The organism is Nitrosomonas sp. Is37 (genome assembly GCF_033063275.1).
Taxonomy (GTDB): Bacteria; Pseudomonadota; Gammaproteobacteria; order Burkholderiales; family Nitrosomonadaceae; genus Nitrosomonas.
Window position 1 is genome coordinate 1 of the sequence record NZ_JAWJYP010000002.1, and the last position, 14,695, is coordinate 14,695.

The 14,695-nt window shown below is 42.8% G+C and carries 9 protein-coding genes and 1 CRISPR repeat array; of the genes, 8 read left to right on the forward strand and 1 reads right to left on the reverse strand.

Features of this window, described 5'->3' with window-relative positions:
* Positions 1–762 precede the first annotated feature (762 nt).
* The 8 genes from R2Q26_RS01085 to cas6f all read left to right on the forward strand — a co-directional run bounded on the left by R2Q26_RS01085 (position 763) and on the right by cas6f (position 11,134).
* Complete coding sequence (locus tag R2Q26_RS01085) at positions 763–966, forward strand: hypothetical protein (protein WP_317534565.1); 204 nt, start codon at positions 763–765, stop codon at positions 964–966.
* A 767-nt stretch (positions 967–1,733) separates the two neighbouring features.
* The gene (locus R2Q26_RS01090) at positions 1,734–2,720 is read left to right on the forward strand and encodes a WYL domain-containing protein (protein ID WP_317534566.1); all 987 of its coding nucleotides are present in this window, start codon (positions 1,734–1,736) and stop codon (positions 2,718–2,720) included.
* Between the two features lie 61 nt (positions 2,721–2,781).
* Complete coding sequence (gene cas1f, locus R2Q26_RS01095; protein WP_317534567.1) at positions 2,782–3,729, forward strand: type I-F CRISPR-associated endonuclease Cas1f; 948 nt, start codon at positions 2,782–2,784, stop codon at positions 3,727–3,729.
* Complete coding sequence (gene cas3f / locus R2Q26_RS01100; RefSeq protein ID WP_317534568.1) at positions 3,726–7,013, forward strand: type I-F CRISPR-associated helicase Cas3f; 3,288 nt, start codon at positions 3,726–3,728, stop codon at positions 7,011–7,013. Before cas1f ends, cas3f begins: the two co-directional genes overlap by 4 nt.
* Positions 7,014–7,026: 13 nt before the next feature.
* Positions 7,027–8,526 (forward strand): type I-F CRISPR-associated protein Csy1, encoded by a 1,500-nt coding sequence (gene csy1, locus R2Q26_RS01105; protein WP_317534569.1) that lies wholly within the window; start codon positions 7,027–7,029, stop codon positions 8,524–8,526.
* On the forward strand, positions 8,523–9,539 hold the full coding sequence (gene csy2, locus R2Q26_RS01110; RefSeq protein WP_317534570.1) for a type I-F CRISPR-associated protein Csy2: 1,017 nt from the start codon (positions 8,523–8,525) through the stop codon (positions 9,537–9,539). The genes csy1 and csy2 overlap by 4 nt, the downstream gene beginning before the upstream one ends.
* Positions 9,540–9,560: 21 nt before the next feature.
* The gene (csy3, locus tag R2Q26_RS01115) at positions 9,561–10,547 is read left to right on the forward strand and encodes a type I-F CRISPR-associated protein Csy3 (RefSeq protein ID WP_317534571.1); all 987 of its coding nucleotides are present in this window, start codon (positions 9,561–9,563) and stop codon (positions 10,545–10,547) included.
* Between the two features lie 2 nt (positions 10,548–10,549).
* Positions 10,550–11,134, forward strand: a complete 585-nt coding sequence (gene cas6f, locus R2Q26_RS01120) for a type I-F CRISPR-associated endoribonuclease Cas6/Csy4 (protein WP_317534572.1) — start codon at positions 10,550–10,552, stop codon at positions 11,132–11,134.
* A 130-nt stretch (positions 11,135–11,264) separates the two neighbouring features.
* A CRISPR array of direct repeats spans positions 11,265–13,874; the repeat unit is 28 nt; unit sequence GTTAGCTGCCGTATAGGTAGCTTAGAAA.
* 325 nt (positions 13,875–14,199) lie between these two features.
* On the opposite strand, the gene R2Q26_RS01125 is transcribed toward cas6f, so the two are convergent.
* Complete coding sequence (locus R2Q26_RS01125; RefSeq protein WP_317534573.1) at positions 14,200–14,559, reverse strand: hypothetical protein; 360 nt, start codon at positions 14,557–14,559, stop codon at positions 14,200–14,202.
* Positions 14,560–14,695 lie beyond the last annotated feature (136 nt).

Genomic DNA, 14,695 nt, shown 5'->3' on the forward strand with positions numbered 1-14,695 from the left:
AAGCCATGGCACGGTCATTCGATGCTTTGTGGAAAACCATCGGCAGCATACTGCCGCTCTTCTCAGCATATGAATGCAGAAATTACTTCCTGAATTCAGGGTATGGACGTACTTAAATGCAGAATGCTCTAGCACACAAGCGGTATCAACTACGAGGGAGAATCAGTAAATCAACTCAGATTCAAATGATTTGCTAGATAAGATAAAAAAAACGGAGAGTGATTGATCTAACTCTCCGGGTTAGTGAGGAACACCAAGGTAAGGTTTTTTTATTTTTCGGCCAGAATTACAAACCCTTTAGCTTCTTTTTGAAGCATCTTGAAGTAAATAAAATCAGAACCTGTTTCAGCTTTATAGCAGCGCTATCTCATTCGATTAATCCTTATTGCTTATTTCTCGCCTATGCCAGGCACTAGGCGCTAAGTATTTGCACGTATTTTATTGGTCAGCGCATCTCGATAAGCTTTTAACACCATATTCAAATCAAATATGACGCAAGAACGAGCCGCAGACAGTATAAATACGGCGGAGAAACCGACAAAGTCAGATTTGATTTAGAAATAGAATAAGCTATTGAAGTATCAAAGATTAACAAATAGAGCATTTATTTTCCTAATTACAAGTGATGATCGGCTGGTGTCAGTTAGTGGGGCAGAACCGGAAGTCGAGCGACAGAAAGCGAATGTGCTCAGAATGTACTCATTTAACGGTTGAAGCCGTACTCACCTGAACGACATCTCACTCATGGAGGAGGAAATCAGCATGCGCGACCTATTCAGATTGATTGTTATATTGCTGGCGCTCGGCTCGCTTCTGGGCTGTGGGGCGCTGGGTGGTGCTGCCTACGCGAACAAGAGCAAGGAGCAGTTGGATAAGCTGGGAGAGGACTTCAAGGCAGGTAAGATCACCGCCGAAGAGTATCTAAAAGAGAAAGATGAAATTGAGAAGAGCACGTCTGACTACTGACATGACCTCCCGGTTATACCCTGGGGCATAAGCGATTAACTGCGAGGGAGAATCAGTAAATCAGTTCAGATTCAATTGATTTGCTAGATGAGATAAAAAACCCGGGGAGTGATTGATCTAACTCTCCGGGTTAATGAGGAGTATCAAGGTAAGGTTTTTTTATTTATTTTCGGCCAGAATTACAAACTCTTTAGCTTCTTTTTGAAGCACCCGGAATAAACATTACTTTCCTGTGACATAAAGCAGTTACCCACAACCTTATCCACGGAATTTGTGGATAATCTGAATTAATTCATAAAAACGAGTAGATCGTTCCAGTAAAACCTTTTCCGCTCGCAGTGAGCAGAGAGCTTATCGAACTGTCGAACCGCTCATTCAACTCTTTACCGTTCTTTACCGTTCGCGGTGAGCCTGTCGAACCGCTCATTCCATTTCTAAATCCAACCTGCCTTTGCCAGCTTCTCCTTACGGTATTTACTGTCTGTGGCTCACCTGTGCGTGTCTATAAACACCGAGTCATTTCACGTCATAGCCGTGAAAACGGATATTCACTATGGAAATTACCAGATTCCAGCCACACCGGTCTGAGTCGATGACAAGCTTTGTAAAATGACAATTGGATGATATATTCGCTTAGAATTAGTATGATGATGGCCTATCTTGCAATTCCCTGGCTTTGCCGTGTAACAGGATAAAACCTCGGCAAAGCGCGAGAACAAGTTGATTCGTGTATGGATTAGATTATGCTGTAATAATAAAAAAACAGAATGGATCACCTACAGCGTATTTACAAATTACATCAAATATTTTCCTCCGCGCGCTACCCCATCTCACGGAGAGTACTCGAAGAAAAGCTCGAATGCTCAACCGCTACGGTCAAGCGTATGATTGACGAATTGCGGCTGTACTTTAATGCGCCATTACAATATGACCGAGAGCGTAATGGCTATTTTTACGATACCCGGCAGGGAGAAGTTTTTGAATTGCCGGGACTCTGGTTTAATGCCAATGAACTGTATGCACTGTTAACCGTGCAGCAATTACTGGAGCAAACCCAACCTGGTTTACTGGATGACCATCTCAAGCCGATAAAAAATCGCCTCGAAAAAATTCTGGCCACTGCCCAGCTCAACAAGGGTGAAATCGCCAAACGCATCCGTATCCTACGGATGACAGCCAGAAACACATCCAGCGAGCATTTCCAGTCGGTAGCCAGTGCCTTGCTGCAAAGGAAGCGTCTGCATATTCACTATCACAGCCGCAGCAATGACCAAACTAGCCAGCGTGAGGTTTCACCTCAGCGCCTCACCCATTATCGCGACAACTGGTATCTGGATGCTTACTGCCATAAGCGCAATGCGCTACGCAGCTTCGCCGTTGACCGCATCCACGCAAGCCGTCCACTCGATCAGGCCGCGCTCGAATTCGATGATGCCGAACTCGATGCCCATTTCGCTTCGAGCTACGGTATTTTTGCCGGTCAGCCCAAAGAAACCGCAGTGCTACTTTTTTCTCCCGAACGTGCCCGCTGGGTAGCCGATGAACAATGGCACCCCCAGCAACAAGGCAAGCTGCTAGCAGATGACAGCTATGAACTGCGCATACCTTATGCCGATGCCAGCGAACTCGTGATGGATATTCTGAAATACGGCGCCGGCGTGGAAGTATTAGAGCCTGCCGCATTACGGCAGGAAGTCATCAATCGGCTGCAAGCAGCGATGGAAAAATACAGTGAGGGCAGGGTCGGATTTTGAGCCTGTGTATGAGGTATTCTGCAAAATAATAAACTCTAGTTTTTTAGATTATAAGTTGCCAATGGACCCAATAACAGACTTAAAAGCAATACTGCATTCCAAACGAGCCAATATTTATTACCTTGAAAAATGTCGTGTCATGCAAAAAGACGGTAGGGTGCTTTATTTGACTGAAACAAAAGATGAAAACCTTTATTGGAACATCCCGATTGCTAATACTACCGTAATCTTATTGGGAACTGGAACATCTATAACCCAGGCCGCCATGCGCATGCTAGCAAGTGCAGGAGTATTAGTTGGTTTCTCTGGCGGTGGAGCCACGCCATTGTTATCAGGTAACGAAATTGAGTGGCTCACTCCGCAAAGCGAATACAGACCTACAGAATATGTGCAAGGTTGGCTAAGTTTCTGGTTCGACGATTCCAAACGATTAAGCACAGCGAAAGCTTTTCAACAAGCCCGCCTTGATTACATCAAACGTATTTGGGACAAAGACCGCGAACTCAAAGCCGAAAACTTTTTCATCGATGACCTAGAAATCAGCTCGACTATAAACAATTACGTAACCCAAATCGAAACCGTCGAAAAAGTCGGCGATTTGTTGCTACGCGAAGCGCTGTTGACCAAACAACTGTACCGTTACGCTGCCAAAGTCACCCAACTCGGCGATTTTACCCGCGACCACCAAGCTGCCGATCTCGCCAACGACTTTTTGAACCATGGTAATTACCTAGCATATGGTCTGGCCGCCAGTACCCTGTGGGTATTAGGCATCCCGCACGGCTTCGCCGTGATGCACGGCAAAACCCGACGGGGGGCGCTAGTGTTCGATGTTGCCGATCTTATCAAAGACGCTATTGTATTGCCCTGGGCGTTTATCAGCGCCAAGGAAAAGATGAGCGAACAGGAATTTCGCCAGCAATGCCTCCAGAAGTTTACAGAACACAAGGCGTTGGATTTTATGTTTGAACAAGTCAAGCAACAAGCCTTGCAGGAAAACCAATCATGATGGTGACCTTTGTCAGCCAATGCGAGAAAAAAGCTCTCAACCGCACTCGTCGCGTACTCGACGCCTTCGCCAACCGCATTGGCGACAGAACTTGGCAGACAGTGATTACCGAAGATGGCCTGATCGCCGTCAAAACCTTGCTACGTAAAACCGCCACCAAAAATACTGCCGTAGCTTGCCACTGGATACGATCGAGAAGCCGTAGCGAGTTGATTTGGATTGTGGGGAATCGTAAGCGATTCAATACAGACGGAATTGTGCCGGTCAATAGAACCAAAATCGATCTAAATCACCGACAATGGGAAAAAGGTTGGCATACAACAGAAGTTATTGCTGTCGCATCAGCTATCGCCGGATTATTTCATGACTTTGGCAAAGCTAATGACCTATTCCAGGACAAACTAAACCCGGAAATAAAAGGCAAAATATTTGAACCTTATCGGCATGAGTGGATTTCTTTACGCTTATTTCAAGCTTTGGTAGGTAATCTTGACGATAAGCAATGGCTAAAAATGTTAGCCAATATTGACGATAGCTTTGAAAGGCAGGTATTAGAGCGACTTGTCATCGACAACCCGGAATTAATTGAATTTGATAACCCGCTTGAAACTCTTCCACACCTTGCGAAGCTTGTCGCTTGGTTAATTGTTTCGCACCATCGTTTGCCGGTTTATCCAAAACGAGGTGATAACGAGCCCAGTGTTTCGAACATCAATAATTGGCCACTAATTGCGTTTGATCCATTATGGAATTCTGTCAACAGTGTTAATTCTGATTGGGACGATCGGACCAGACAAGCCAATTGGGTTTTTTCAAAAAGTACACCACTTGCCAGCAAAACTTGGCAGCAGAAAGCCTCGCAAATATCCAAACGTGCTTTGCGGTGCTTAGGCTTGATTGGTGTGGATTGGTTTACTCAGCCATTCATGATGCATCTATCGCGCTTGGCCTTGATGTTATCCGATCATAATTACTCGGCAATGGATACAACACCTAATTGGCAGGATTCCAGCTATTTCGCTTACGCTAATACCAACGACTATAAACAGTTTAAACAAAAGCTTGATGAGCATAATATTGGCGTCGCTCATCATGCTTATTTGTTTGCCAAGTCATTACCACGTTTTCGCGATGAATTACCAAATGTAAGCGATGACAAAAAAATCTTATCCAAAGGACTCAGTGGCGAAAAAGTATATCAATGGCAGGATAAAGCTTATCGAGTTACCCGAGAAATTCAGGCAGCCGTCCAGATACAAGGATTCTTTGGTATTAACATGGCTTCCACTGGCAAAGGCAAAACTATTGCCAATGCCAGAATCATGTATGGCTTAGCCAATGAAGAAGAAGGCTGTCGTTTTAGTATTGCTCTTGGTCTACGTGCCTTGACGCTACAAACTGGAAAATCTCTTAAAGAAAGGTTGCAACTTGACGATGACGAAATTGCCACGTTGATAGGTTCCCAGGCCTTTCTCCGCTTGAGCCAATCCAAACTCACGGATGACAATATCTTGTCGACAAGAGGAAGCGAGAGTTTGGATATGGGACTGGATGACGACGGTCATGAAGTCATTTATGACAACCATGTTTACGAAGGAAGGCTAGATAAGTGGTTTAAGAATAATCCAAAAGCACAAAAACTGCTGCACGCGCCGATATTGGTCAGCACTATCGACCATTTGACTCCGGCGACCGAAGGCGTGCGTAGTGGCCGGCAAATCGTTCCAATGTTGCGGCTATTGACTTCCGATTTAATTTTGGATGAGCCGGATGAACTCGATTTGAATGATTTACCGGCATTAGCCCGCTTAGTAAATTGGGCAGGGATGTTAGGGGCAAGGGTTGTGCTTTCTACTGCAACCATGCCACCTGCTTTAGTTTATGCATTATTTGAAGCTTATGAAGAAGGTCGTAAAGCATTTAACGCAGCCACACTCGGAACTGGAGCAATTAAGCCCATCGTCTGTGGCTGGTTCGATGAGTTTGATGCTGTTACCACCGAAGAACAAGGCATACAGTCTTTCATCACCTCACACGATAATTTTGTTAAAAACAGAATTACTAATTTGAACCACGAAGCATTGGTCTTGCGCAAAGCAAAATTGCTTGATGTTTTACCGTCGACTGATCTTTCCCCTATCGAATGCATGGCCCAGGCGATTCGAAGCAATATGTTGATACTACATACCGAACATCATCAACAGCACAAGTCGGGCAAAAAGATTTCTATTGGCTTGGTAAGGATAGCCAATATCAATCCGCTGGTCGCCATCGCACGCTATCTCTTTGCAAGTCCTGTCCAGGAGAGTTTTAGAATCCATTGCTGCGTGTATCATAGCCAATACCCTTTAGCCCAACGTGCGCTGATCGAGAGTAAGCTGGATCAGATACTGAATCGGACTGACGCTCTAGCTATTTGGCGTGTACCGGAGATTGAACAAGCACTAAACAACAATAGTGAACAAAATCAACTGTTCGTAGTGCTAGCTACTTCAGTTGCTGAAATAGGCCGAGATCATGATTACGATTGGGCGATTGCCGAACCAAGTTCAATGCGTTCGATTATACAATTGGCTGGACGGGTACAGCGACATCGGAAACGATCTCCCAATACTGAAAACATCTATATTTTAGCAAAGAATTTCAGAACTCTACAGGGCAAGGAAATTGCCTACGAAAAACCGGGTTTTGAAGCGGAAAATCGCAAACTACGTAGCCATGACTTGCATGAAATTTTGGAAGTTGCTCAATATTCTCAACCCAATGCAATCCCAAGCATTCATTGTAAAGTCTTAACAAAAGAAGAGAGGAAGCTGCCGTTTACCAATTTAGTAACGATAGAACACATCGCCTATCGCGAAATATTGTTGGGCGACAACCTGCAACAAAACCATGCCCGCTTGTGGTGGAAAAATCAAACCTCTTGGTGTGCTGAATTACAACGCAGACAACCGTTTAGAAAGTCATCGCCTGATCAAGCTTATTGCCTTTACTTGGATGAAGAAAATACCGTGCCGGTTTGGCAAATTAAAAACGAACAAGTTTATCCCATCGAATATGCCGAGACCTCTAATATTACGAATATCGAAATTTCAATCGCCAAAGGGAACCAAATCTGGTTTGAAATGGATGTTACCAGTCAGTATGAAGGATTATCTGACCTGTTTGGACGATCATTAAAATATATCAGCTATTGTTTTGGAGAAGTCCGGTTGCCAGAATACCAAAATCAAGTTGTTGAATGGTGTTATTCGCCTTTATTAGGAGTTTTTAAAGAAATTTAAATCAGGTGTAAGAATGGGGAATGAAAAAATAGCAAAAATTATTGAAGGATTTTTAGATCGTAAAAAAGAAGTCCCTTTGGAAAAATTATATAAGGATGCCGTAAAAGCATTAGGGGATAAAATTGAAAAATCTTCCGAGGATGAGGCACTAAAAGTCAATGCTAAACGAATTATTGATGCTAAAAGATCGAAAGAAAAAAGCGCATTAGATAACCAAAAGCATAAATTCAATGAATTATTAAGCCTAGAATTCGCCAATTCGACTATTACTGACACAATAAAGCTCAGCACTCTCGAGCAAATAGCGAATCTGGAAAAGAAATTTCAACCTACGCAATGGATCGATGATGCAGCGTTAAAAGTAAGTGGTGTGGTTTTAGAAGTGACGCATATCGCCAAACTTACACATTCTAGTGCTAAAGCTTCAAACATCAATACAAGTTTGTATCAATCACAAGTCGACAAACCAATACTAGTCACTGCCAATTGTGCTGCAAAATTGGAGATGGATTTTGCATATTCGACGGCCGAGTATGCTCCTGTTGCCGAGTTTTTACAATTTAAATGGGAAGGTAAGATATTAGGAAAAATTATTTGTGATGAACCCTCGGTTCTCAAACCTTTTGCACAAGATGCTGATCAACTTAAGCAATGGCAAGAGCAATTCGGTTTGGCATTCAATGAAAAACACAAATCAACCCATGAGCTTTTAAAGCAAGTCTATTTTCCAGTCGCTGCGGGTTATCACTTACTGACACCGCTTGTTTCCTCCAGCTTGGCGCAAATCATTCACGGATATATCTGGCAAACCAGGCAAGAAAACATGCTCGCCCGTAAAGCTAGAAAAGAAAGGCTATTTTTTCACCAGAATGACGTTTTATATACAAAAACTGCAATTTTAAAAGTAACGCAAACTAATCATCAGAATGTTTCTAATCTGAATGGAAAAAGAAGCGGTCAGTTGATGCTATTGCGTGCCGTACCGCCACAATGGCAATCCCAACCTAAACTGCCAATCGCCATAAAAACTATTTTCAATAAGGAATTGGCTTACGTTGCCAAAACGCCGTTTGAAAACCTGAAGGATTTACTCCTGGCCATCAAACTTAACGATCTAAGCCTGAACATGCAGCGTAAACAACATATTGCCGAATTGCTTACTGAAATTGCCGATGTCGTATTTGACTACGTAACCCAATTACATCGGCTTAGCCAATATCAAGGTTGGTCGGAGAAGTCCAAATTGCTGATACACCAGCAATATTGGCTAGACCCTTGTAGGACAGATAAAGATTTTCAAGACAATAGGAACGCTGCTGATTGGGAAACGAGTATTTCCCAGGATTTTGCCCAGTGGGTCAATTGGCGACTGAGGCACCCGAAACTAACATTGGGCGTTGCCCACGAAAAGCATTGGCGAAAGTTATTCATCCCATTGCTGCGGAAATTTAACGCCATTAGTGATAGCACATTAGACGACAACATGACTACTTCTAAGGAGCAACCGGCATGAGCAGCGCCTATGTTATTTTTGAACACCTGGCAGTACAAGACGCTAATTGCATTGCCGGTTTCACGTATGGCTTTCCAGCGATTACGCATTTCCTCGGCTTTGGACACGCCTTGTCCAGAAAACTAAATCAATATCAACTGCAAGGCTGTGCCGTGGTTTGCCATCAGCATCAGATTCACGCTTATCAACCTAACGGCTTTGGCGACTATGTATTTGCGCAAAGTAAGAATCCGCCTCTATTCAAAAAACATGCCACAACAACACCTCCGATCATTGAAGAAGGCAAAATGAATATGTGCGTTTCACTCATCATGGAATGCCCGAATTTTACGCTCAGTCGCCAATATGAAATTGATACTCTTAAACAAAAGCTGAAGTCATTAGCTTTGCAGCATCGTCTAGCCGGTGGTTCTATTCAAGATATTAAATCGGTACACCTTTTGACGGAAAAAAACAATTCTGACGAACGCAAAGAACAAACGCGGCAAATCAAGCGCTGGTTGTTACCAGGCTTTGTCTTAATAGATCGTACCGATTTACTTGCCGGACATTATCAGCAAGTTAAACAAACCAATCTCGATGCCGAGTTAATCGATGCTTGGCTAGATTTTTTCGCTTTGAAATACCAGGCGCAGCCTTTGCTGAATGATAATGAACAAGAACCCAATGAGCAAACTAAAGCCGAATGGATTCGCATTGATAAGCCGGCAAAAGGCTATTTGGTGCCTATCACTAATGGCTATAAAGCAATTACTCCGGTGTGTTCGCCTGGAGAAGTCGCCAATACTAGAAATCCCGAATATCCGTTTTGTTTTGTTGAGGCCGCTCACAGCATAGGTGAATGGCGCAGCTTGCATCGCATACAAGACATATCCGAAATGTTGTGGCAATACCAATATGAAGAAGACTGGTATTTATGTCAGCAAGGAAAATGGGTAGATAAACAGCCTAATGAAATACCGACAGAAAGTATTAATGACGATCCAGAAGACGATTTTTTGAGTTCACTTTGATTATATGAGGAGATATACATTATGGCAAAGCAATCCAAAGCATTAGTTCCATCTGTTTTGGCATTTAGCCGCAAACTTGAACCATCAGATGGTTTAATGATGTTTGGGTTATGGGAAAATCTAAAAAAATCGGATGCCTTCTATCCTATTTCAATATATCCGAAAAGAAATAGGGGAACTAAAAGCCAGTATGGGGTAAGTGATTCTGAAAAAATAGACCCAAATCCAGTTCATGTAGATGATGCCGTGCTGCCACATAATGCAGATACTTTGCGCCTAAGTTTTACACTGAAAGTATTAGGAAACATTGAAGAACCGATAACTTGCAATGATCCTGAATTTGAAAGGGCATTAAAAAATTCAGTGGAAAATTATAGAAAAACATATCAATTTAAAGAGTTGGCGACACGTTACGCTAACAATATTGCCAATGGGCGGTTTTTATGGCGTAACCGCATTGGAGCTGATTCTATAACAATCCAAGTCACCCATAATGAGCATACTTGGGAGTTTGATAGTTATAAATATCACTTAAATCAATTTGCGCAAAGCGACGGTAGTGATTTTGATAACCTGATTAAAATCATCCAAACTGGGTTACAAGGAAACTATTCCGAGTATTTAAAAATTGCGGCATTTGCCAAAATTGGCTTTGGTCAGCATATTTGGCCTTCTCAAGAAATGATAATGGAAAAACCTAAAAATGGAGAGAAGTCAAAGTTTTTATTTCAATTAGGTAATTGTGCCGCGATGCATTCTGAAAAAATCGGCAATGCCTTACGGACAATCGATACATGGTATACAGCAGGCAGCGATACACGGCCTATTGCTATTGAACCTTACGGTTCTGTCCCCTCGCGCGGCGATGCATACCGCATCGCTAAAAATGACTTTTACACCTTATTAGATAAATGGTTGGCAGACGTTAATTCTGTGCCAGAAGGACAACAACATTACATTGTTGCAACGCTCATTCGCGGCGGGGTATTCGGTGGCAAGGATGATTGATAATGAAATATTATCAAGAATTATCGTTATTACCCCAAGAAGAAGTTAGCTTATATTTCCTCTGGTCCAAAGTTTTTCAACAAATTCACTTGGGGCTCGTGGAAATGCAAGACGACCAAAAGCGGGTACCGATTGGTGTTTCGTTTCCTGAATATGTGGTAAGTGAAAAATGCAGTGTGCTAGGGAGCAAGTTACGATTATTTGCTCAAGATGAAACTATTCTTGTCAGGTTTGATTCTGCAAAATGGTTAGTCCGTTTGAGTGATTATGTCCATTGCACCCGTATCCGCCCTGTACCGGAAAAGCTAAAGGAATACGCGATTTATCAGCGTGAGCAATTTAAAACCAGTAAAGAACGCTTAGCCCGGCGCTATGCCAATCGGCATCCGGTAACCTATGACGAGGCGTTGCTTTGTTATAACAAGATGACGCGTAAATCCATAGCAACACCGTTTATTCGCCTCAAAAGTTTGAGCAACGATAAAATGTTTTGTTTGTGGATTAGAAAAACAATAGTTTCAGAACCATCAGGAGCCACTTATAGCAGCTATGGTTTAAGCACTACAGCAACTGTCCCCGAGTTTTGACCCATTTTTTCTGTTCTTTAAAAATATATAAAGTAATCAGGAGGTTACATATATCAATTTTTGGATAGGTAAATTAAACCAAATTTTCTCTAAACTGTTATGTGACTGGCTTTAATTTTTTTTGTGGTCTGTTAGCTGCCGTATAGGTAGCTTAGAAAAGTAGCCAATATTGCGCACAGATTACCAGGAAGTTAGCTGCCGTATAGGTAGCTTAGAAACAACTTTGGTAAAGCTAAGGGCCGCATATCCAGTTAGCTGCCGTATAGGTAGCTTAGAAAACCAGTGCCAGGCCGAGTGACAAAATCAAGCTGTTAGCTGCCGTATAGGTAGCTTAGAAAGTTAATCAAGCGATTGCTTATGCTCAAACTCAGTTAGCTGCCGTATAGGTAGCTTAGAAAGATCAGTGCTATAGACAGGATATCGAGAAGGAGTTAGCTGCCGTATAGGTAGCTTAGAAATACGTCATCAGACCTTGACGCTGCTGAAGCAAGTTAGCTGCCGTATAGGTAGCTTAGAAAACATTACACCAGCTTGGAACGGCCGAAAAATAGTTAGCTGCCGTATAGGTAGCTTAGAAAATCCCTATCCGCCGGTGGTCGGCATGATTGACGTTAGCTGCCGTATAGGTAGCTTAGAAATATATTTGCCTGGCAATCTGAGTTGTTCTCCTGTTAGCTGCCGTATAGGTAGCTTAGAAAGGCTAATCGTGGCACGCTGTTTTTGGGCTTTGGTTAGCTGCCGTATAGGTAGCTTAGAAATTGCCCTGGTGATTTGGCGCGAAGCTAGGGGCGTTAGCTGCCGTATAGGTAGCTTAGAAAATTCATCAGACATACATCAAATATTATTTTTATGTTAGCTGCCGTATAGGTAGCTTAGAAATATTCGGATACTAACAAATGGCCGCCATCCTAGTTAGCTGCCGTATAGGTAGCTTAGAAATAACACACCAATGATTAACGCATAATCGTAAAGTTAGCTGCCGTATAGGTAGCTTAGAAAGATTGAAAAGATTTATCAAGCTGCGGGTATTCGTTAGCTGCCGTATAGGTAGCTTAGAAAATTTGGGCATGCGGCCAAACTTAGAGACATAAGTTAGCTGCCGTATAGGTAGCTTAGAAAACCTCCTATCAATATAGCCTTATCCAGCGGTAGTTAGCTGCCGTATAGGTAGCTTAGAAAATTTGCAAGGTCAATTATTCCGGTTTTCCGAAGTTAGCTGCCGTATAGGTAGCTTAGAAATAATTGGGATCAAATCCTGATTGATAAAGGGGGTTAGCTGCCGTATAGGTAGCTTAGAAATGTCATGGGCATTGTTCTTAGGCCTCATCCTGGTTAGCTGCCGTATAGGTAGCTTAGAAAATTGCAGCAAGCAGATGTGTGTCCGCCAGCGAGTTAGCTGCCGTATAGGTAGCTTAGAAAGATTGATATACACAGGTCGATTGATTGCGGCAGTTAGCTGCCGTATAGGTAGCTTAGAAAGCAACGAGCGCGGCAAATGGTGCAAGCTTTACGTTAGCTGCCGTATAGGTAGCTTAGAAAAATGGATGTCAGCTATTTTTAAATACGCAATCGTTAGCTGCCGTATAGGTAGCTTAGAAAATGACTGAGTAATTTGTTTGGTAATTAAAAATGTTAGCTGCCGTATAGGTAGCTTAGAAAATTATGCAGCATTAATCACATCGTAAATAATGGTTAGCTGCCGTATAGGTAGCTTAGAAATCATGCGGAAATGATTGCTCGCCAAGCCAAGAGTTAGCTGCCGTATAGGTAGCTTAGAAAGCCATCGTTGCCCGTGGCGGGAAGTAGCCGCAGTTAGCTGCCGTATAGGTAGCTTAGAAAGTTTCTACTAAGTGCTTGATACATTTGGTTACGTTAGCTGCCGTATAGGTAGCTTAGAAAATATGTAGCAATATCAGATTGCTGGCGGCACTTGTTAGCTGCCGTATAGGTAGCTTAGAAATAAATAAACGTTGTAAAAATTATCAGGCTGATGTTAGCTGCCGTATAGGTAGCTTAGAAATCCTACCGCTACGTCGGTCTTGGGCATGCTGTGTTAGCTGCCGTATAGGTAGCTTAGAAAATTAATTACCGGCGAAGCAGATGACTCGGAAAGTTAGCTGCCGTATAGGTAGCTTAGAAAGTCAATGCCGCTACTAAATTACGCTGACTGTCGTTAGCTGCCGTATAGGTAGCTTAGAAAAATTCAGCATCGCCTCAAGACCGTGCGAAGTAGTTAGCTGCCGTATAGGTAGCTTAGAAAGTTTGATCAGATCAAGTTTGTCGTAGGAGGGGGTTAGCTGCCGTATAGGTAGCTTAGAAAGGTAACGTAACATTTTAATCACAATGACGAGTGTTAGCTGCCGTATAGGTAGCTTAGAAAACAAAAAAACTAAATATTCTTGCGTATATTTTGTTAGCTGCCGTATAGGTAGCTTAGAAAACGATACTCAAATTTAATCTTGAGCTCGTCATGTTAGCTGCCGTATAGGTAGCTTAGAAAGCTACGTTTTGATCTACGTTGTTGTACACGTAGTTAGCTGCCGTATAGGTAGCTTAGAAACATCGAAACGCCTCAATCCGGGCAGATTCAACGTTAGCTGTCGTATAGGCAGCTTAGAAATGGTAAAGTCATGCCTCTCGCATAAAATGACTGTTAGCTGCCGTATAGGCAGCTTAGAAAATGATAGATTTGGGTTTGCACGATGTTAAACCGTTAGCTGCCGCATAGGCAGCTTAGAAGGCAATATATCAATATTGGTATATCATTTAAAACATGAACGGAAAATAAATCATCAGAAAACTGGAAGCTGAAGGCTAGACACTCGATAGAATCAATGGCAGTCATCACATCATGTATAAAGATGGTATTTCTGTGAGTGCTCCGGTTCATGGTTCTAGAGATATTAAAAAAACACGTTATCAGCAATCGAGAAATAAACAGGGGTGAAATTGAAATGAATACGCTCTATCCTGCAATTTTTGAGTTGTAAGAGCCCTCCGGCTTTGCTGTGCAATTTGTCGATATTCCTGGCGCAATCACGGAAGGCTAGACTATCGAAGAATGCTTATTTAACGGCGTCGTGAAATCCCACGCCCCAGCGATCACGCCGACCACGCCGACCACTGCCGTCGTGCGTATCGATATGGAGAAGGACGCGACCGGCGCCGACTATAATGATTTCCTGACCCTCATCAAACTGAAAGGTCGTTGGTAAGTAATTGCCAAAGTCTTTCATCAGTTCAGGGTCTAATTCCATTTCTAAATCAAACCTGATTTTGTCGGCTCTCCTTGCCGTATTATTTATACTGTCTGCGGCTCGCCTTCGCGTCATTTTTGATTTGGAAATGGAATAAGCATCTGCAGATTGCTCGCGCTTTAATCGAGGCCGTGACCAACCCTGAGGAGGAGATTTACGTCGTTGCATCCGAGCGCCTGGTCTGAGGTGGGGTGCGTTGCTTTGTGCGGTTTTTTGATTCGAGGAGTCTGAGCCTGGATTCCTCAGTTGATTGCTCATTCTGGTATTAACATTATGAATATAATAATTTTTTCTATAAATTTCA